Origin of the sequence: Burkholderia sp. BCC0044 (assembly GCF_902832955.1) — a bacterium.
Lineage (GTDB): Bacteria > Pseudomonadota > Gammaproteobacteria > Burkholderiales > Burkholderiaceae > Burkholderia.
The window spans coordinates 1,784,922-1,804,529 of record NZ_CADFDO010000001.1; the positions used below are offsets into that span (position 1 = coordinate 1,784,922).

The window sequence follows — 19,608 nt, forward strand, 5'->3', positions numbered from 1 at the left end:
CCCAACGTGCCGCAACGACAGCCGCAGCATGCCCATCCGGCAGACGGCATCTACTTCGGGCTGATGTCGGGAACCAGCATGGACGGCGTCGACGGCGTCGCCGTGCGTTTCGAGGCCGGCCGTGCGCCGGTCGTGCTCGCGGAAGCGTTCGTCGGCTTCGCGCAATCGCTGCGCGACGCGCTGTTCGCGCTGCAGCAGCCCGGCGACAACGAGATCGACCGCGAATCGCTCGCGGCGAATGCGCTCGTCACGCGCTATGCGGTGTGCTGCCATGAATTGCAGCGCACGGCCGGGCTGTCGCGCGACGAGATCCGCGCGATCGGCGTGCACGGCCAGACGGTGCGCCATCGGCCCGAGCGCGGCTATACGCGCCAGCTCAACAATCCGGCGCTGCTCGCCGAGCTGACCCAGGTCGACGTGATCGCCGATTTCCGCAGCCGCGACGTGGCCGCCGGCGGCCACGGCGCGCCGCTCGCGCCGGGTTTCCATGCAACGGTGTTCGGCGCGCCGGGCGAAACGCGCGTCGTCTGCAATCTCGGCGGGATCAGCAACATCACGATCCTGCCCGGCGCGGGCGGCGACGTGCGCGGTTTCGACTGCGGCCCCGCGAATGCGCTGATCGATGCCTGGGCGACGCGCCATCTGGGCAAGCCGTACGACGACGGCGGGAAGTTCGCCGCCCGCGGCGCCGTCCGTGCGCCGCTGCTCGACGCGCTGCTCGACGAACCGTATTTCAGCGCGCCGCCGCCGAAAAGCACCGGACGCGACCTGTTCAATCCCGCGTGGCTCGATGCGAAGCTCGCCGCGTTCCCGCAGGTTGCGCCGGAGGACGTGCAAGCCACGCTCACCGCGCTCACCGCCGTGTCGGTGGCACGCGAAATCGCGCAGCACGCAGCGGGCTGCCAGGCCGTGTTCGTCTGCGGCGGCGGCGCACGCAATCCGGTGCTGCTCGATGCGCTCCGGCACGCGCTGCGCGACGCCGGCGTGCCGGCCACCGTCGATACGACAGCCGCGCTCGGCGTGCCGCCGCAGCAGGTCGAAGCGCTCGCGTTCGCGTGGCTCGCGTACCGCTTCACCGCGCGCGAGCCCGGCAATCTCGCGACGGTCACCGGCGCGGCCGGCAACCGTGTGCTCGGCGCGCTCTATCCGCGCTGACGCGAGACCCGCCGCGTGCGGCGAGCGTTGCATCGAAGACGCGCATAAAAAAACGGGGCACAAGCCCCGTTTTTCATTCCGGCGAACCGGTGCGGATCTGTCGTGCGCTCAGACCGAGAACGACGAACCGCACCCGCAGGTGGTGGTCGCGTTCGGGTTCTTGATCACGAACTGGGCGCCGTTGAGGTCGTCCTTGTAGTCGATCTCGGCGCCGACCAGGTACTGGTAGCTCATCGAGTCGATCAGGAGCTGGACGCCGTTCTTGTTCATCACGGTGTCGTCCTCGTTGACTTCCTCGTCGAACGTGAAGCCATACTGGAAGCCGGAGCAGCCGCCACCCTGCACGAACACGCGCAGCTTCAGGTCGGGATTGCCCTCTTCGTCGATCAATTGCTTGACCTTGTCGGCCGCGGCGTCGGTGAAGACGAACGGCAGCGGCATATCGGTCGTCGTTGCTGCGGATTCGGTAACAGCGTTCATTCGAACTCTCCAAAAAGCTTTAGCCGCTATTGTAGGGCCGATCAGAAGATCGTGCTGAAGTCCATGAAATCAATAGGTTCTTGTCGATTTCATCAAGCTCGCCCGCGCGGGGCGGCCACGGCGGCGGCCCGGAAGCGGGCATAAAAAAACCGCCAGCGTGAAAGCTGGCGGTTTTTCCGGCGGACGCCGCCCGAAAGCGGCGAGGCCATGAAGCGGAATTAACGCTTCGAGAACTGCTTTGCGCGGCGTGCCTTGCGCAGACCGACCTTTTTACGCTCGACTTCACGCGCATCGCGCGTGACGAAGCCTGCGCTCGACAGCGACGGCTTCAGCGTCGCATCGTAGTCGATCAGTGCACGGGTGATGCCGTGGCGCACTGCGCCTGCCTGACCCGTTTCGCCGCCGCCGTTGACGTTCACCTTGATGTCGAACGTCTGGCCGTGGTTCGTGAGTTCCAGCGGTTGACGCACGATCATCAGCGACGTTTCGCGCGAGAAGTAGTCAGCGATGGGCTTGCCGTTGACGATGATGTCGCCCTTGCCAGCCTTGATGAAGACACGTGCGACTGCGCTCTTGCGGCGGCCCGTACCGTAGTTCCAGTTACCGATCATGTGGGTCCCCTTAGATCTCGAGCGCCTTCGGCTGTTGAGCCGAGTGCGGATGCGTCGCTTCTGCGTAGACCTTCAGCTTCTTGATCATCGCGTAGCCGAGCGGGCCCTTCGGCAGCATGCCCTTGACCGCCTTCTCAAGCGCGCGGCCCGGGAAGCGCTCTTGCATCTTGCCGAACGTCGTTTCATAGATACCGCCCGGGTAGCCCGAGTGACGGTAGTACTTCTTGTCCAGCGTCTTGTTGCCCGTGACCTTCAACTTGCTCGCGTTGACGATGATGATGAAATCACCGGTGTCGACGTGCGGGGTGAACTCAGGCTTGTGCTTGCCGCGCAGACGGCGTGCCACTTCGCTGGCAACACGGCCGAGAACCTTATCCGTCGCGTCAATCACGTACCATTCGCGCGTCACCTCATGGGCTTTTGCGGAAAACGTCTTCATGATCGATCCAAAAAAAATGCTTTGCCCGATGTGTTCGTCCTGCTTGTCTGTGTGCGCTTCGAGGCGCGGTGCAGGCTCTCCCTGTTCTTTTTCCGTGGGCATGAATGCGGAAAAGCCCTGAATTATAAAGGAAATACGGTTGCGTGGTCAAAGAGAATCCACGCCCCGTGTTCGCGGCGGCCGAAATGGGCCAAAATCCGATCGTGCCCCGACAAGCCAGGCGAACCGAGCGCCTGGGGCGGCACCCATCGACGCGCGACACATGACCTTGCCGCGCCAGACCGGCCGAACCCGAAAAACAACAAACCAGCATGATGAAACAACGACTTACGCCCTTCGTCGCGGCCGCCCTGGTGGCCGCCGCGGCGCCCGCCGTCGCCGCCCGCTCCAGCTGCGAAGCCAAGCTCGACGCACTCGATGCGCGCATCGCCGAAGCCCGAACCGCTCATGCCGAAGACCGCATCGCACGCCTGCGCGCGGTGCGCGAACGCGTGCGCCACTTCTGCGCACGCGGCCACGGCCACGCGTCGGCCGCCCATGCACCGGCGCCCGATGCCGACCCGCGCGGCACGCCACCCGACCCGACCTCGCAGCCGGCTGCGCGCCAGCCCGCGTGACGGTGCCGGCGCACGCAAGCCGCATGGCGGTATTTGCATGGGACGAAAAAAAGCCCGAACGGCTGGTTCGGGCTTAATCCACCTTAGGAGGAGGGTGGAGGAGACATTCGGAGGTTGCCGCAGCGCGACAACCAATGGAACTCATTATACGAATGCCCCACCGACTTCACAAGAAAATTTGCATTACGAAATCAAATCCCACGATATGAGATTTCAACCGATGCGCTTACGAAAATGAATTTCCATTTGAAATCAATTACATAAACGTATCAGACACGACCTGAGACCGCACACATCTAGAGCGAAACCCCTAAATTCGACAGGGAAATCGCCGTTCGCCGCCCTGCTCGCGCGGCGCCGTCGTTGCTCGTCGTGCAGCGCATCAGCCGACCGTTGCGCCGCGGGCTACAATGCCGGATCGAATCCGAATCAGGCAACGCTGGAGTGCAAGCATGGAATGCAAAGTAAGCTGGATGGGCCAGGACGGCATGGCGTTTTCCGCCGAGACCGGCAGCGGCCATCTCGTCACGATGGACGGCGCCCCCGAAGGCGGCGGCCACAACCTCGCGCCGCGTCCGATGGAAATGGTGCTGCTCGGCACCGGCGGCTGCACGGCCTATGACGTCGTGCTGATCCTGAAGAAGAGCCGCCAGGAAGTGAGCGGCTGCTCGGTCACGCTGAAGGCCGAGCGCGCGAGCGAGGATCCGAAGGTGTTCACGAAGGTGCACTTCCACTTCACGGTCACCGGCCGCAATCTGAACCCGGCCACGGTCGAGCGCGCGATCAACCTGTCGCACGACAAGTACTGCTCCGCATCGATCATGATCGCGAAGACAGCCGAACTCACGCATTCGTTCGACATCGTCGCCGCCTGAACGCACGGCGCGCGCATGAAAAAAGGGCCGGCGCTCCGCAGGGAGCGCCGGCCCTTTCGCATTCGAACGGCAAAGCAGGCCGATAAGCCGGATTCTGTGCACGCCGCGCGCCGAAGCGCGCAACGCGTGGCAGTCATTCCTCTAGGCGCGCCATTGCTGACGCGCTCAAGCTTCCTACCCGCAGACGAGACGGGGGCCCCGTCCTGCATCCGAAAATGCGCGCCTGCCTACTTGGAATTGCTCCGGGTGGAGGTTACCGTGCCGGCGAACGTCGCCGTCGCCGCGGTGCGCTCTTACCGCACCGTTTCACCCTTACCTGATCCCGGCTTGCGCCGGGCCATCGGCGGTTTGCTTTCTGTTGCCCTGTTCCGCGTGTCGCCACGGATGGCCGTTAGCCATCACCCTGCCCTGTGGAGTCCGGACTTTCCTCGCCCCCGCGCGCCCGAAGGCGGCGAGGCCGCGACTGCCTGGCCTGCTTTGCGACGCGCATTCTAGCACTGCGCGCCGCCGTCGGCAGCGCGCGAGCGGCGGCCGCGGCGAAACACGGCCGGATCGTCGTAGAACGCGACGTCGGCATTCGCCGCGCACCAGCCCGGCACGCCGAGCACCGGCAGCGGCGCGAAATCGCGGCTCGTCAGCGCGCACGTCGCGAGTTCGGCGGCGATTCGGGCGTCGACATGCGCGCTTCGGTACGCGTCGGGCCACGAAAAATAGTCGGCGCTCACTTCGACGATCCACGCGTGCGCGGTGCAGGACTTGTAGGGTGCGACGAGCTGTTCTAGCAGCGCATGGCCGACGAGCCGCGCCTCGCAGCGCGTGCCCCACGCCTCGCGCTCGGCCACCAGCAGCCGCGGCCAGTCGAAGCCGCGCAGCGCATCGGCGAGCGTGCGGTCGGCGGTGACGAACAGCGCGGCGTTCTCGTCGAACAACGTGAGCGCATCGCGCAACGCGCCGCGCACGGGGCCGACGCCGCCCGCCGCGTCGATCGCGGCGGCCTGGCGTGCGTTCAGCGCGGCCTTGATGCGCGGGTACGCGAACCAGACGAGCGCATTGAAGAAGTCGTGAAGAGTGTGGCGGGTCGGCACGCTGCCGGTGCCCGCGATATGGGTCTCGTACGCGACGCCGGGCGGCAGCTCGGCCTGCGGCACGAAGCGCAGCGGCCTGCCGCGACCGGTGACGCGCTCGCCGCCTCGCGACACACCGGCGAATGCGCCGTTCAACGCATCGAGCAGCGCGGCCTCGCCCGCACGGGCGGCCGCCTGCCATGCGCGGCCGGGCTCCGTGTAAGGCGCGAGCCACGGCGCGGACCAGTCGATCCGCGCGAAATCCGCCGCCGCGCGACCGGCCGCAGGGCCGGGTTCGCGCGGCGACGCGCCGCTCACGCGAGTTTCCAGCCGATCGTCTCGCCGCCGCGCAACGGCACGACCGGCGTATCGCCCGCGAAGATCTCGCGCGGCAGTTCCCATGTCTCGCGGCGCAGCGTGACCGTCTCGGCGGCGCGCGGCAGCCCGTAGAAATCGGCGCCGAAGAAGCTCGCGAACCCTTCCAGCTTGTCGAGCGCGCCGGCCGTGTCGAACGCTTCCGCGTACAGTTCGAGCGCGTGCAGCGCCGTGTAGCAGCCCGCGCAGCCGCACGCGGTTTCCTTCGCGCCGCGCGCATGCGGCGCGCTGTCGGTGCCGAGGAAGAAGCGCGGATTGCCCGACGTCGCGGCCTCGACCAGCGCCACGCGATGCGTCTCGCGCTTGAGCACCGGCAGGCAGTAGTAATGCGGGCGAATCCCGCCGACGAACAGCGCGTTGCGGTTGTACAGCAGGTGATGCGCGGTGATCGTCGCGCCGAGCAGGCCGGGCGCCGCGTCGGCATCGCGCACGTAGTCGGCCGCGTCCTTCGTCGTGATGTGCTCGAACACGACCTTCAGGCCCGGGAAATCGCGGCGCAGCGGCGTCATCACGCGGTCGATGAACACCTTCTCGCGGTCGAACAGGTCGATCGACGCATCGGTCACCTCGCCGTGCACGAGCAGCGGCATGCCGGTGTCCTGCATCGCCTCGAGCGTCCTCGCGCATTTCGCGAGATCTGTGACGCCATGATCGGAATTCGTCGTCGCGCCTGCCGGATACAGCTTCACGCCGTGCACGAAGCCGCTTTCGCGCGCGCGGCGGATTTCGTCGGGCGGCGTGTTGTCGGTCAGGTACAGCGTCATCAGCGGCTCGAACGTCAGCCCGGCCGGCAGCGCGGCGAGGATGCGCTCGCGATAGGCCTGCGCCTGCGCGGTGGTCGTGACCGGCGGCTTCAGGTTCGGCATGACGATGGCGCGGCCGAACTGGCGCGCGGTATGCGGCAGCACGGCGGCGAGCATGTCGCCGTCGCGCAGGTGCAGGTGCCAGTCGTCGGGACGGGCGAGCGAAAGCGTCGCCGGGGAAGAAGCGTTCGAGGCAGTCATAGGAGGCGTCGTGAGGAACGGGCTTGCCATCGGCGGGGCCGGAACGCGTGCGTGCGGGCCGACTGACGGCAAACCGCAACACGGGGCCTTGGGCCAGCGGAATCCGCTTTTTACCGCTCAGGGCTCGGTGATATGCTAGAAGCCGCATTGTACCGGGGTTCGCCCGGTTCGTTACCCCCTGCTTCAGCCTGCCGCCCCCACGTAAAATGTGCCAACTGCTTGGAATGAACTGCGCCGCGCCGACGGACGTCACATTCTCCTTCACAGGTTTCGCGGCACGGGGCGGGCTCACCGATCACCATGCCGACGGCTGGGGCATCGCGTTCTTCGAAGACAAGGCCTGTCGCCTCTTCATCGATCACCAGGCATCGGCCACGTCGCCGATCGCCGAAATGGTGAAGCGCTACCCGATCAAGTCCAAGAACACGATCGCGCACATCCGCAAGGCGACGCAAGGGCACATCGTGCTCGAGAACAGCCATCCGTTCATGCGCGAGCTGTGGGGGCGGCACTGGATCTTCGCGCATAACGGCGACCTGCAGGACTACGCGCCGGACATGGACGGCAGCGTCTATCACCCGGTCGGCACGACCGACAGCGAACAGGCGTTCTGCGTGCTGATGCAGGGGCTGCGCGAAGCGTTTCCCGGTGCGCAGCCGCCGCTGCCCGAGCTGTTCGAGCGGGTCGGCGAACTGACGCGCGGCATCACCGATCACGGCGTGTTCAATTTCCTGATGTCGAACGGCCAGGCGCTTTTCGCGCACTGCTCGACGCGGTTGCACTACCTCGTGCGGCGCTGGCCGTTCTCGACCGCGCATCTCGTCGACGAGGATCTGTCGATCGACTTCGCGAAATACACGACGCCCGAGGATCGCGTCGCGGTGATCGCGACGCAGCCGCTCACCGACAACGAAGTCTGGACCGCGTTCGAGCCGGGCGAGCTGATCATGTTCCAGTGCGGCGACGTCGCCGCGCGGATGCGGATTCCGGTGCCCGAGCGCGTGCTCGAGAAGCTGCGCAACCCGTCGCTCGACGCGTCGGCGTCCGCGCCGCGCACGGTGGTGCGCGAAGCGCTCGCCACCGCGGCCGACGGCGATGCCGACGACGCGATCGACTTCTGAAGCGCGGCATCGGCCGCTTCCTGCTCACTTCCTGCGTGCTGCGCAAGCGTCATACGACGCGTCCGACGACGCCCGTCATCGGCGCAAATCGCCGCGCTCCGGGCAATACGGTTTCATTTTGACCACCAGCCGGCACGACCGATCGACGTCACGCGACATTCGCTTGATTTTATTAATTTACAAACGAAAATAAATAAAAGACGAGTCGAATAAAACACCCGCCAATTAAAACAGAAATCCCGGACCCGCATTTTAGCGCGAGGCATTCGCCGGAACCGTGCGCTATCCCACCTACTCCGGCAGCCCTTCCTGATTTTCACGAAACCCGCCTCGAGCCAGCCACCACCGTGGCTTTCGGTTCGATCAACCACACAAATCAAAAATACCACGCATTACGGTTCGCATCATTACAGTTTCCCATTTCTCGATAATCGACGGCCGCCTGAATCAGTAGACTCCGCCCATCCTCGGTGTAACGAAACACGATTGGCGCGACACGCAGCCACAGCCGCCGCACGCCCCTTCGGATCATTTCCCCACCGCGGAATGCGAATTCGCCGAATGGCGGCGAATGCCACTTCAAAAAGAAGAAAGAGGGGTATGTCGTGAATCACTCATTTCGATCGATATGGAGCGAGGCCGCCGGCTGCTGGGTCGCGGTTGCGGAAACGACGCGGGCGCGCGGCAAGCGCTCGGGCAGCGAAGCGGGTGCTGGCCGCCGCACCGCGCAGAAGGTCGCGCACCACGCGGCGCGCCGGTCGCCGCTGCGCGTCGCGGCGCTCGGGGCCGCACTCGCCGCGCTGTCGGCCGGCGTCGCACAGGCGTCGACCTGCGGCAACGGCGCGGCCGTCGCGAACGGTGGCACCTGCGCGCTCGGCAGTTTCAGTCCGACCGTCAACGACAACCTGGCCGGCGCCACGACCGTGTCCGGCGGCGACACGGTCGGCGTGACGGGCGCATGGACGGGCGCCCCCGGCGACCCGGGCTATACGCTGACGCCGATCGGCAGCACGACCATCGTGTCGGGCAACCCGAACCAGCCGCTGCTCTCGCTCGGCGGCAAGACGCAAAGCGTCAGCACGCCCGACTCGATCACGGCCACCCACACGTCGGTCGCCACCTACAACTCGGCCGAATTCACCGCGTCGACGGCCGGCTCGGCCAACGTGCCCGTGTACCACGACGTGAACGGCGGCCAGTACGTGAACACGCGGATCGGCACCGTCGACAGCACCGGCGGCACGCTGAACGTGTCGATCGGCAATTCCGCGAATGCGCCCGACGCGACCGGCAACGCGATCTCGATCGCGCCGAAGCAGACCGACCTGACCTTTGCGGACGGCACCGGCGCGGCAAAAAGCGTCGTCGACTGGAATTCCCGCAACCAGATCTGGCTCGGCACCGGCGACTATCTCGCCAGCGGCGGCCCGGTCGGCCAGCTTCAGCTCGACGTGCCGGCCTATGCGGGTACCTTCACCGCGTTCGACGGCAGTCGCTGGACCGTCACCGACGCCGCGTCGCTCGCCGCCTACAACGACTTTCTCGTGCGCTCGGTCCAGAGCGGCGCGCTCGGCTCGCAGGCCGCCTACGACACCGCGTTCGGCCAGGCCGTCACGTTCTCGCAGCAAACCTTCCAGTACGCAAACAACGTGTCCGCCGGCGACAAGAACACGCTGCCGATCGATCACCTGTCGGTGATGCACGGCACGGGCGCGAACGCGGCGCTGCACATCGGCAAGGACGGCCAGATCGACTTCCGCGGCACCAACACGATCGAATCGAGCTCGGCCGTGCTCGCGGAACACGGCGCGCACTTCGTCAACGACGGCCGCCTGTCGGGCGACTTCACGCTGGTGCGGCTCCTGAGCGGCGCGAGCGGCGTCAACAACGGCGTGATCTCGTCCGGCTACGCGTCCGCCAACAACGTCGACACGAGCGGCAGCACGCCACCCGCCAACTTCGGCTTCAACGCGTACACGGAAGGCAACGGCGTGTATGCGAGCGGTATGGGCACCTCGTTCGTCAACCACGGCGTGATGAACGTCGGCGCGTGGACGCTCGCCGGCAACCGGCCCGACCTGCAGAACTACGCGGTGGGCGTGGCAAACGACGCGACGGCGTCGAACGCCGGCACGATCAACGTCGGCGTCAACGCGACGACGCTCGACAGCCAGGTGATCGGCGGCCTCGTCGCCGGCGGCAGCTTCACGAACGAAGCCGGCGGCACGATCTATCTCGGCCGCGCCGCGCAGTACGACCCCACCGCCCCCGAAGCCGCGAACGACGTCGCGCTGTCCGCGCACGCGTACGGCATCCTGCTCGGCGCGTCGGGCACCGCGAGCAACCTCGGCACGATCGTGATCGGCTCGCAGACGCAGAACGGCGCCGCGCTGGCGAGCATCGGCTCGAGCGCCGGCACGCTGACCAACGCGGGCACGATCGTCGTCAACGGCGCCGCGCCCGGCACGCCGCTCGCCAACGTCGGCATGCTCGCCGCCGACACCGCCGCGACCGTGACCAACACGGGCACGATCACGCTGAACGGCGTGAACGGCATCGGCATCATGGTCGTCGGCACCGGCACGAACGCCACGACCGCGACGTCGACCGGCACGATCGACGTGGCCGGCGGCCTCGATCCCGCGTCGGGCACGCGCAACTACGGCGTCTGGGCCGAAGGGCCGCTCGCGAAAGCCACGCTCGACGGCGCGCTCAACCTGACGGGCACCGGCGCGATCGGCGTGCACGCACGCTCGGGCGCGACGATCGACGTCGGCGCGAACGCGGTGCCGGCCTTCATGTCCGGCACCCACCAGATCGGCTTCTATGCGTACGGCGCGGGCTCGAAGATCAACGTCGCCGCGCAGCACCTGAGCGTCGACACCGACGATTCGACGCTGTTCCGCGTCGCGGGCGGCGCGGCCTACACCGGCGCGTCGACGGCCGGCGCACTGACGACCGACGTCAACGGCCAGCGGGCGCGCGGCGTACTCGCGACCGACGCCGGCACCACGCTGTCGACCGGCAACGCGGTCTACAACGTCAACGGCGCGAACGGCATCGCGATCGCGGTCGAAGGCGGCGCGACAGGCACGATCGACGCGGGCGCGACGATCAACCTGAATGCGGCCGGTGCGATCGCGGGCGTGGTGGACGGCCAGGCGCACGACCTCGCCGGCGCGGCTGCCGGCGCGCCGGTCGCGACGACGCTGACCAACCACGCCGCCGTGACGTCGTCGACCGCCGGCGTGACCGGCTTCGTCGCGCAAAACCTCGGCACGCTCGATAACCGCAGCACGGTGTTGCTGACCGGCGCGGGCTCGACCGGTGTCGTGGCCGGCACGCTCGGCACGGTGAACAACGCGTCGACGATCCGCGTGTCCGACGGCACCGGCGCGCTCGTGCAGGGTGCGTCGGCCACGCTCGCCAACGCAGGGTCGATCGAGGCCGACGACGGCCTCGCGGGCGTACGCCTGACGGGAGCCGGTGCATCGGTCGCGCTGTCGGGCGCCGGCACCGTCATCGCGAACGGCAGCGCCGACGGCGTGCTGATCGACTCAAGCGTCACCGGTGGCGGCATCGCGGCCGGCGCGACGTCGATCGCGGTCGGCGGCTCGGGCAGCGGGATCCGCAACCTCGGTGCGAATGCAACGGTCGCGCTGGCCGGCACGCAGATCGCCACGACGGGCGACGGCGCCGCCGGCCTCGCGTCGACCGGCGCGGGCGCGCGCATCGCGACCGATGCGGCCACGGTCGTCCGCACGACCGGCGCCGACGCGCACGGCCTGTATGTGACCGGCGCCGATTCCACGCTCGCGGCCAACGGAACGACCGTCGCGACGACCGGCACCAACGCGCATGCGATCGTCATGGACGGCGGCGCGACGGCCCTGCTGTCGGGCGCGAAGATTGCCGCATCGGGTGCCGCGGCCGATGGCGTCATCGCGCAAAACGGCGGCCGCATCGCCGATACGGGTTCGTCGCTCGCGAGCGCAGCCGGCAACGGCGCAACCGCGAACAGCGGCGGCGTGCTCGCATTGACCGGCACGACGCTCACGGGCGCGACGGCCGGCGTGCTGACGTCGGACACGCTCGCGAACGGCGTGACGAATTCGGTCCTGGTCGACGGCGGCAGCGTGACGTCCGCCACCGGGCCGGCCTTCGCCGCGCGCGGCGGCACGGCCGACATCGCGGTGCGCAACGGCACGGTCGTGACGGCCGGCAACGGCACGCTGCTGAACCTCGCGAACGGCAGCAACGTGACGTTCGACGCATCGGCGGTGAACCTCGCGGGCGACATCGTCTCCGACGCATCGAGCACCGGCAACGTGTTCCTCGCGAACGGCACGACGCTGACCGGCAAGATCGACCCGGTCGCGCTGACCGTCGACGGCACGAGCACGTGGCGCATGACGGGCAGCTCGGTGCTGAGCAGCCTGAACAACGCGGGCCTCGTCGCGTTCGCCGCACCGGTCGGTTCGCCGACGCTCACAGGCAGCTACAAGACGCTGACGACCGGCAGCTACGTCGGCAACGGCGGCACGATCGCGCTGAACACGTATCTCGGCGCCGACGCGTCGCCGACCGACCGGCTGATCGTGAACGGCGGCGCGGCGAGCGGCACGACCGGCCTGAAGATCGCCAACACGGCCGGCACCGGCGCGCAGACGACCGGCGACGGAATTCCGGTGGTCGTCACGGCCAACGGCGGCACGACCGCCGCGTCGGCGTTCCATCTCGCGGGCCCGGTACAAGCCGGCGCGTACGAATACCGGCTCTATCGCGGCGGGCAAAGCGACGCGAACGGCTGGTACCTGCGTTCGCAGCTCGACCCGACCGACCCCGGCGACCCGATCCACCCTTCCGGCGGCGGCGACGGCGGCACCAACGGCAATGGCAACGGAAACGGCGGCGCGCTCGCCTATCGTCCGGGCGTCTCCGGCTACGCGATGACGCCGCTGCTGAACGCCGACTACGGCTTCTCGACGCTCGGCAGGCTGCACGAGCGCGTCGGCGACATCTACAACGTCGAGAAGCAGCAACCCGGCAATCGCGACGGCGTGTGGGGGCGCATCGGCGGCCAGAGCCTCGATGCGAACGCAGGCCGCTTCTCGGCGGACGAACGCACGTTCTTCGCGCAGTTCGGCAAGGACTGGACCCTCGACCAGGCGCCGAACGGCGCCGGCAGCACGCACGCGGGCGTGACGGCCAGCATCGGCGTGTCGAACGCGAGCTTCAGCGACCTGGCGCGCGCGGGCTCGCCCGACCTGTCGACGTCGACGGGCTCGGTCGAAATGCATGCGCAGAGCGTCGGCGGCTACTGGACGCGCTACCTGCCTGACGGCACCTACTTCGACAGCGTCGGGCAGGTCACGCACTACGGCAACCGCTATCGCGACAGCTACGGCAACGAGGCGTCGCAGAACGGCTTCGGCATCGCGCTGTCGCAGGAAGTCGGCAAGCCGTTCGCGATCGGCGCGTTGCCGGTCGCGGTCGAGCCGCAGGCGCAGCTGATGTACCAGTACCTGAAGCTGAACGGGTTCAACGACAACGTGTCGGCGGTGTCGGGCACGACGACGAACGCGCTGCGCGGCCGCGTCGGCGTGCGCATCTTCCGGCCGAACCTCCAGTCGGACGCGGGCGGCGGCGCCGCGACGCCGTACTTCACGGCCGACGTGCTGCACGACTTCCTGTCGCCGGGGCAAACCGTGGTCGGCGGCACGCCGTTCGCGACGCATCTCGGGCGCACCTGGTACGAGCTCGGCGTCGGCGTGACCGCCGGCTTCGGCAAGTCGGGCGAGCTGTACGCGAACGCGAAGATCGCGCGCAACATCGGCGGCGATTACCGGCGCGGGATCGTCGGGCAGGTCGGCTACCGGTACAGCTGGTAACGCCCGGCGGCGGACGAAAAAAAACCGCCCGGCTGCGTGCCGGGCGGTTTTCGCATGGGTGCGCGCGAAAACGCGCGAACGCTCAGTGCAGGATCTTCGCGAGGAAGTCCTTCGCGCGGTCCGATTTCGGATTCGAGAAGAAATCGTCCTTGCGGTCGTCCTCGACGATCGCGCCCTTGTCCATGAAGATCACGCGATGCGCGACCTTCTTCGCGAAGCCCATCTCGTGCGTGACGACCATCATCGTCATCCCTTCCTGCGCGAGTTCGACCATCACGTCGAGCACTTCGTTGATCATCTCGGGATCGAGCGCGGACGTCGGCTCGTCGAACAGCATCGCGATCGGGTCCATCGACAGCGCGCGCGCGATCGCGACCCGCTGCTGCTGGCCGCCCGACAACTGGCCGGGAAACTTGTGCGCATGCGCCTTCAGGCCGACGCGATCGAGCAGCTTCATGCCCTTCTCCGCCGCTTCGTCCTTGCCGCGGCCGAGCACCTTGATCTGCGCGAGCGTCAGGTTCTCGGTGATCGACAGGTGCGGGAACAGCTCGAAATGCTGGAACACCATGCCGACCTTCGAGCGCAGCTTCGACAGGTTCGTCTTCTTGTCGCCGACCGACTGGCCGTTCACGAGGATCTCGCCCTGCTGGAACGGCTCCAGGCCGTTCACGGTCTTGATCAGCGTCGACTTGCCGGAGCCCGACGGGCCGCACACGACGACCACTTCGCCTTTCTTGACCTCGGTCGTGCATTCGGCGAGGACCTGAAACTGGCCGTACCACTTCGAAACGTTCTTGATGGAAATCATCTTGTGACCTTTTTCTGGAGACCCTTGACGAGAGCAGACGCCAACGAGCAAATCACGAAATAGCATGCGCCGGCGAACAGGACCATCTCGACGGTCGTGCCGTCGCGATCGCCGACGTTGGCGGCCGTGCGGAAGAAGTCCGCGAGACTGATCACGTACACGAGCGACGTATCCTGGAACAGGACGATCGCCTGCGTGAGCAGCAGCGGCACCATCGCGCGGAACGCCTGCGGCAGGATCACGAGGCGCATCGCCTGCGCGTAGTTCATGCCGAGCGCGAACGCGGCGTTCACCTGCCCGCGCGGCACCGCCTGGATGCCGGCGCGGATGATCTCGGAATAATACGCGGCTTCGAACAACGAGAACGCGACCATCGCCGAGGCGAGGCGGATGTCGATCGTCGGCGACAGCCCGAGCACGCCCTGCAGCAGCTGCGGCACGATCAGGAAGAACCACAGCAGCACCATCACGAGCGGGATCGAGCGGAACACCGTCACGTACGCTTTCGCGAACCACGCGAGCGGCTTCACGCCGGACAGCCGCAGCAGCGCCAGCAGCGTGCCCCAGACGATGCCGATCACGATCGCGATCAGCGTGATCTTGAACGTGACGATCGCCCCCGACCACAGCGTCGGCAGCGCGCCGGGAATACTACTCCAGTCGAACTGATGCATCACTTGCCTCCGATGTAGCCGGGCAGCCGCGTACGGCCTTCGATCCAGCGCATGAACGCCATCACGACGAGGTTGATCAGCACGTACGCGAGCGTCACGGCGATGAACGACTCGTAGGTCTGCGCGGTGTAGTCGACGAGCTGGCGCGCCTGCGCGGACAGGTCGAGCAGGCCGATCGTCGACGCGACGGCGGAGTTCTTGAAGATGTTCAGGAATTCCGACGTGAGCGGCGGCACGATGATCCGGTACGCGACGGGCAGCAGCACGTAGCGGTACGTCTGCCATTGCGTGAAGCCCATCGCGAGGCCGGCCGCGCGCTGGCCCTTCGGCAGCGCGTTGATCCCCGAGCGCACCTGTTCGCACACGCGCGCGCCGGTGAACAGGCCGAGACAGACGATCGACGCGGTAAAGAACTGCGTGCCGGGCGGCAATTGCTTGATCCAGGTGCCGATCGACGCGGGCAGCAACTCGGGTATCACGAGATACCAGACGAAGAACTGCACGATCAGCGGGATGTTCCGGAAGATCGACACGTACACGGTGCCGATCGCGGCGAGCCACTTGTTCGGCACGGTGCGCAGCACGCCGAACAGCGACCCGACGATCAGCGCGATGACCCAGGCGACGAGCGACACTTCGATCGTCACCCAGAAGCCGGACATCAGCCATCCGAAATAAGTCGTCGGCTCGCCGGTCGACACGGGGCTCAGAAAGATGCCCCAGTTCCAGTGGTAAGACATGGGCAAGACTCCAGCAAAAAGAAACGGAAGAAGCAGCGCCTCTTCCGTTTCAGTAGCGTCATTTCTGCATCAACGGCCGTGTGGTCAGTCGAGCGCCTTGTCGTTCGGGTTCGCGTACAGCTTCTTCATCGACTCGGACAGCGGGAAGTTCAGGTTCAGCCCCTTCGGCGGGATCGGGTTCTCGAACCACTTCGCGTAGATCTTCGCGGCTTCGCCCGACTTCTCGACTTGCGAGATCGCGTCGTCGACGACCTTCTTGAAGTCGGCATCGCCCTTGCGCATCATGCAGCCGTAAGCCTCTTCCGATTGCGGCGTGCCGACGATCACCCAGTCGCCCGGCTGCTTCGCCTTCGCGCGCTCGCCCGCGAGCAGTGCGTCATCCATCATGAACGCGACCGCGCGGCCCGATTCCAGCGTGTTGAACGAATCGCCGTGATCCTTCGCGCTGATGATGTTCATGCCGAGCTGCTTGTCGTTGTTCATCTTGCGCAGCAGGCGCTCCGACGTCGTGCCGGCGGTCGTCACGACCGTCTTGCCCTTCAGGTCGGCGAAATCCTTGACGCCCGAATCCTTCTTCGTCATCAGGCGCGTGCCGATCACGAAGATCGTGTCGGAGAACGCGGCTTGCTGCTGACGCTCGGTGTTGTTGGTCGTCGAGCCGCACTCGATGTCGACCGTGCCGTTCTGCACGAGCGGGATGCGGTTCTGCGACGTGACGGGGATGTTCTTCACCTGCAGGTTCGGCAGGCTCAGCTTCTTCTTCACCGCGTCCACGATCTTCAGCTGGAACTCGCGCGAATAGCCGACCACCTGCTGGTTCTGGTCGTAATAGGAGAACGGAATCGACGATTCGCGGTGGCCCAGCGCGATCACGCCCGTGTCCTTGATCTTCTTCAGCGTGCCAGTCTCCTGAGCATGCGCGCCGCTTGCGAACGCGCACAGCGCCGCGGCCATCAGGACTGCCTTGTGGTATTTCATTTTGGTCATCTCCTTGGCTAAAACCCGCGCCAGTGTATCAAAGTAATATTTTTGAAAGTACTGGTTGTTTACCGCACTACGAATCGCCCTGTGCGAAGCCGTCCTCCCGGCTCCAGGCGCTCCAAATGCACGCGCGGGCGGTGCCGGATTCGGCACCGCCCGCGAGGGTTCACATCCGCAATCGGGTGGATTGCTTCATGAATCTTTCATGATCGATGATCAGGGACGCCCGGTCAGGGGTACAGGCCGCGCATTTCGCGCGCCATCAGGATGCGCTTGCACGCGACGATGAACGCCGCCGTACGCACCGTCACCTTGTGCTCTTCCGCGACCGCCCACACGCCGGCGAACGCTTCGCGCATCACGCGCTCGAGACGATGGTTGATCTCGTCTTCCGTCCAGAAGAAGCTCGAGAAATCCTGCACCCACTCGAAGTACGACACGGTCACGCCACCCGCGTTCGCGATCACGTCGGGGATCACGAGCACGCCGTTCGCGCTCAGGATGTCGTCCGCCGCCGTGGTCGTCGGGCCGTTCGCGCCTTCGACGACGATCTTCGTGCGGATCTTCGCCGCGTTCTTCTCGGTGATCTGGTTTTCCAGCGCCGCCGGGATCAGGATGTCGGTCTCGACCGTCCAGAACTCGTCGTTCGGCATCGGTTCCGCGCCTTCGAAGCCCGCGACGCCGCCCGTGCGGGCGACGTGGTCGAGCAGCTTGTTCGAATCGAGGCCGGCCGGCTGGTAGATCGTGCCCGTGTGATCCTGCACCGCGATCACCTTCGCACCCGCTTCCTGGAACAGCTTCGCCGCGATGCCGCCGACGTTGCCGAAGCCCTGCACCGCGATGCGCGCGCCTTCGATTTCCAGGCCCTTCTTCTTCGCCGCTTCGGAGCCGACGACGAACACGCCGCGGCCCGTTGCTTCCTTGCGGCCGAGCGAACCGCCGAGCGCGATCGGCTTGCCGGTCACGACGCCGGTCGACGTCTGGCCCTGGTTCATCGAGTACGTGTCCATCATCCACGCCATCACCTGTTCGTTGGTGTTGACGTCCGGCGCCGGGATGTCGGTGTTCGGGCCGATGATGATGCCGATTTCGCTGGTGTAGCGGCGCGTCACGCGCTCGAGCTCACCGCGCGACAGCTTGCGCGGGTCGACGCGGATGCCGCCCTTCGCGCCGCCGTACGGCACGTTCACGGCCGCGTTCTTCACGGACATCCATGCCGACAGCGCCATCACTTCCGACAGCGTCACGTCCTGGTGGTAGCGCACGCCGCCCTTGCCCGGGCCGCGCGACACGTTGTGCTGCACGCGATAGCCCTCGAAGTGCGCGACGGTGCCGTTGTCGAGCTCGATCGGGCAGTCGACGATCAGGATGCGCTTCGGACGCTTCAGCGTTTCGAGCCAGCGCGACAGCGAACCGAGGTACGGCGCGACGCGATCGACCTGCTGAAGGTAGTTGCCCCACGGGCCGAGATCGTCGGCGTGCAGGTAGGACGGGATGGACTGCTGTTGCGAAGACATGGACACTCCAACGTTCAACGGATTGCGCACATTGTCGAAAAACCCGTTTTTTTTATCCAATGCCGTTTGTTTATTCGATTATGCGTTTCTTGCATGATCGCGATTTTTCGCAAATCCGCGGTCGATTTGCGCAAGAACGCCCGCGATCGGCCGTGCATCGCGTTCGTGGAAAATCGTTCTGGAAATGCGCGGGAGGCCCGCCGGACAGCCGTCCGACCGGTGCTGCAAGGCCGCCGTCAGTTGAGTGAGCCGGTCGGCCGAATTAACCGCCGGCGGTTAACCGGCGGTGTCGCCGGTGGTCTCGCGCAGTTCGTCGCGCACGACGTCCCACAGCGCACGCACGAGCTTCTGCCGCGGATCGTCGCCCTGCAGCGCGAGCTTGTCGCAGTACAGCCGGATCTCCATCGTCAGCGTGAACGGATGCGCGCCGCCGCGCGCCGACCGGTCGAGGCGGATCAGCCGGCCGCCCGCGACCGCGTCCTCGACCGCGCTGTGCGGCAGGAACGCGACGCCGTGGCCCGCGAGCGCCATCGCCTTCAGCCCTTCGGCCATGTCGGTCTCGTACACGCGATCGAGGAACAGCCGCGTCGGCGCATTCGCGATGATGACTTCGGTCATCCGGCCGAGATACGCGTTCGGCGTATACGACAGGTACGGCACGCGCGCGTCGGCCGCGCCCGGCAGCGTATGGCGCGGCCGGCCCGCGCGGCCGGGCGCCGAGAACGGGCTGATCGGCTCGCTACCGAGGACGAGCATGTCGTAGCGGGCCGGGTCGAGCGCGACCGGGTGGCTCGGGTGGTGGTAGCCCATCACGAGGTCGCAGCCGCCCTCGACCAGCGACAGCACCGCGTCGTGCACGTTCAGCGCGCGCAGCCGTGTGTGGACCTGGCCCATCTTCGCCTCGATCCGCTCGAGCCAGCGCGGGAAATACGTGAGCGACAGCGTGTGCGGCACCGCGAATTCGATCGTCGGCACCGGCGCGCCGACGTGGCCGCGCAGCAGCGTGCGCGCCTCGTGCGCCTGCGACAGCATCGTCAGCGCCTGCTCGTAGAAGATCTGCCCGGCCTGCGTGAGCCGCGTCGGATAGACCGACCGATCGATCAGCTCGGTCGCGAGCCACGCCTCGAGCGCCTGGATGCGCCGCGAAAACGCCGGCTGCGACACGTGCCGCAGCTCGGCGGACCGGCTAAAGCTGCGCGTTTCCGCGAGCGAGACGAAGTCTTCGAGCCATTTCAGTTCCATGCAGGCGAGCGCGG

The 19,608-nt window shown here is 66.8% G+C and carries 16 protein-coding genes and 1 other RNA gene; 5 read left to right on the forward strand and 12 right to left on the reverse strand.

Annotated elements, in window-relative coordinates:
* Positions 1 to 6: 6 nt before the first annotated feature.
* On the forward strand, positions 7 to 1,155 hold the full coding sequence (locus tag HWX14_RS08015) for an anhydro-N-acetylmuramic acid kinase (RefSeq protein ID WP_175882236.1): 1,149 nt from the start codon (positions 7 to 9) through the stop codon (positions 1,153 to 1,155).
* Between the two features lie 108 nt (positions 1,156 to 1,263).
* Here the strand turns inward: HWX14_RS08015 and erpA are convergent, their stop codons facing one another.
* From erpA to rplM, 3 genes are all read right to left on the reverse strand, one after another.
* A complete protein-coding gene (gene erpA / locus HWX14_RS08020; RefSeq protein WP_006759918.1) occupies positions 1,264 to 1,635 on the reverse strand; it encodes an iron-sulfur cluster insertion protein ErpA in 372 nt (123 codons plus the stop codon).
* Positions 1,636 to 1,853: 218 nt separating this feature from the next.
* A complete protein-coding gene (gene rpsI, locus HWX14_RS08025; RefSeq protein WP_006476904.1) occupies positions 1,854 to 2,246 on the reverse strand; it encodes a 30S ribosomal protein S9 in 393 nt (130 codons plus the stop codon).
* A gap of 10 nt (positions 2,247 to 2,256) precedes the next feature.
* Positions 2,257 to 2,685, reverse strand: coding sequence for a 50S ribosomal protein L13 (rplM, locus tag HWX14_RS08030; RefSeq protein ID WP_041490553.1), 429 nt, complete (start codon positions 2,683 to 2,685; stop codon positions 2,257 to 2,259).
* 311 nt (positions 2,686 to 2,996) lie between these two features.
* On the opposite strand from rplM, the gene HWX14_RS08035 reads away from it, so the two are divergent.
* Both HWX14_RS08035 and HWX14_RS08040 read left to right on the forward strand, forming a co-directional pair.
* Entirely contained in the window at positions 2,997 to 3,302 is a 306-nt protein-coding gene (locus HWX14_RS08035; RefSeq protein WP_175882237.1) for a DUF1090 family protein, read from the forward strand.
* Positions 3,303 to 3,712: 410 nt separating this feature from the next.
* On the forward strand, positions 3,713 to 4,177 hold the full coding sequence (locus HWX14_RS08040) for an OsmC family protein (protein ID WP_074801272.1): 465 nt from the start codon (positions 3,713 to 3,715) through the stop codon (positions 4,175 to 4,177).
* 67 nt (positions 4,178 to 4,244) lie between these two features.
* Here HWX14_RS08040 and rnpB read toward each other — a convergent pair.
* The 3 genes from rnpB to pyrC form a co-directional block, all read right to left on the reverse strand.
* Positions 4,245 to 4,656, reverse strand: an RNA gene (gene rnpB, locus HWX14_RS08045) — RNase P RNA component class A.
* Between the two features lie 12 nt (positions 4,657 to 4,668).
* Positions 4,669 to 5,559 (reverse strand): DUF3025 domain-containing protein, encoded by an 891-nt coding sequence (locus HWX14_RS08050; RefSeq protein WP_175882238.1) that lies wholly within the window; start codon positions 5,557 to 5,559, stop codon positions 4,669 to 4,671.
* Positions 5,556 to 6,620, reverse strand: coding sequence for a dihydroorotase (gene pyrC, locus HWX14_RS08055; protein WP_175882239.1), 1,065 nt, complete (start codon positions 6,618 to 6,620; stop codon positions 5,556 to 5,558). Before pyrC ends, HWX14_RS08050 begins: the two co-directional genes overlap by 4 nt.
* 206 nt (positions 6,621 to 6,826) lie before the next feature.
* Between pyrC and HWX14_RS08060 the strand changes: the two genes are divergently transcribed.
* Positions 6,827 to 7,741 carry a class II glutamine amidotransferase gene (locus HWX14_RS08060; protein ID WP_175882240.1) on the forward strand — a complete coding sequence of 305 codons (915 nt, stop codon included), beginning with the start codon at positions 6,827 to 6,829 and terminating at the stop codon, positions 7,739 to 7,741.
* A gap of 605 nt (positions 7,742 to 8,346) precedes the next feature.
* Positions 8,347 to 13,632: an autotransporter outer membrane beta-barrel domain-containing protein gene (locus HWX14_RS08065; protein WP_175882241.1), complete on the forward strand. Its 5,286-nt coding sequence runs from the start codon at positions 8,347 to 8,349 to the stop codon at positions 13,630 to 13,632.
* An 82-nt stretch (positions 13,633 to 13,714) separates the two neighbouring features.
* Here the strand turns inward: HWX14_RS08065 and HWX14_RS08070 are convergent, their stop codons facing one another.
* From HWX14_RS08070 to HWX14_RS08095, 6 genes are all read right to left on the reverse strand, one after another.
* Positions 13,715 to 14,440 (reverse strand): amino acid ABC transporter ATP-binding protein, encoded by a 726-nt coding sequence (locus tag HWX14_RS08070; RefSeq protein ID WP_175882242.1) that lies wholly within the window; start codon positions 14,438 to 14,440, stop codon positions 13,715 to 13,717.
* A complete protein-coding gene (gene gltK, locus HWX14_RS08075; RefSeq protein ID WP_089466681.1) occupies positions 14,437 to 15,114 on the reverse strand; it encodes a glutamate/aspartate ABC transporter permease GltK in 678 nt (225 codons plus the stop codon). Before gltK ends, HWX14_RS08070 begins: the two co-directional genes overlap by 4 nt.
* Entirely contained in the window at positions 15,114 to 15,854 is a 741-nt protein-coding gene (locus HWX14_RS08080; RefSeq protein ID WP_006476908.1) for an amino acid ABC transporter permease, read from the reverse strand. The genes gltK and HWX14_RS08080 overlap by 1 nt, the downstream gene beginning before the upstream one ends.
* An 84-nt stretch (positions 15,855 to 15,938) precedes the next feature.
* Complete coding sequence (locus HWX14_RS08085) at positions 15,939 to 16,832, reverse strand: glutamate/aspartate ABC transporter substrate-binding protein (RefSeq protein ID WP_164725356.1); 894 nt, start codon at positions 16,830 to 16,832, stop codon at positions 15,939 to 15,941.
* A 233-nt stretch (positions 16,833 to 17,065) separates the two neighbouring features.
* Positions 17,066 to 18,352: a Glu/Leu/Phe/Val dehydrogenase gene (locus tag HWX14_RS08090; RefSeq protein WP_011544584.1), complete on the reverse strand. Its 1,287-nt coding sequence runs from the start codon at positions 18,350 to 18,352 to the stop codon at positions 17,066 to 17,068.
* Between the two features lie 276 nt (positions 18,353 to 18,628).
* Positions 18,629 to 19,594: a LysR substrate-binding domain-containing protein gene (locus HWX14_RS08095; RefSeq protein WP_175882243.1), complete on the reverse strand. Its 966-nt coding sequence runs from the start codon at positions 19,592 to 19,594 to the stop codon at positions 18,629 to 18,631.
* Positions 19,595 to 19,608: the final 14 nt, after the last annotated feature.

Coding starts and splice junctions, on each gene's coding strand:
- rpsI (WP_006476904.1), bottom strand. CDS start 2,246: ATGATCGGTAACTGGAACTACGGTACGGGCCGCCGCAAGAGCGCAGTC.
- HWX14_RS08085 (WP_164725356.1), bottom strand. CDS start 16,832: ATGAAATACCACAAGGCAGTCCTGATGGCCGCGGCGCTGTGCGCGTTC.
- HWX14_RS08035 (WP_175882237.1), top strand. CDS start 2,997: ATGATGAAACAACGACTTACGCCCTTCGTCGCGGCCGCCCTGGTGGCC.
- erpA (WP_006759918.1), bottom strand. CDS start 1,635: ATGAACGCTGTTACCGAATCCGCAGCAACGACGACCGATATGCCGCTG.
- rplM (WP_041490553.1), bottom strand. CDS start 2,685: ATGAAGACGTTTTCCGCAAAAGCCCATGAGGTGACGCGCGAATGGTAC.
- HWX14_RS08040 (WP_074801272.1), top strand. CDS start 3,713: ATGCCGGATCGAATCCGAATCAGGCAACGCTGGAGTGCAAGCATGGAA.
- HWX14_RS08095 (WP_175882243.1), bottom strand. CDS start 19,594: ATGGAACTGAAATGGCTCGAAGACTTCGTCTCGCTCGCGGAAACGCGC.
- pyrC (WP_175882239.1), bottom strand. CDS start 6,620: ATGACTGCCTCGAACGCTTCTTCCCCGGCGACGCTTTCGCTCGCCCGT.
- HWX14_RS08090 (WP_011544584.1), bottom strand. CDS start 18,352: ATGTCTTCGCAACAGCAGTCCATCCCGTCCTACCTGCACGCCGACGAT.
- gltK (WP_089466681.1), bottom strand. CDS start 15,114: ATGCATCAGTTCGACTGGAGTAGTATTCCCGGCGCGCTGCCGACGCTG.
- HWX14_RS08060 (WP_175882240.1), top strand. CDS start 6,827: ATGTGCCAACTGCTTGGAATGAACTGCGCCGCGCCGACGGACGTCACA.
- HWX14_RS08070 (WP_175882242.1), bottom strand. CDS start 14,440: ATGATTTCCATCAAGAACGTTTCGAAGTGGTACGGCCAGTTTCAGGTC.
- HWX14_RS08080 (WP_006476908.1), bottom strand. CDS start 15,854: ATGTCTTACCACTGGAACTGGGGCATCTTTCTGAGCCCCGTGTCGACC.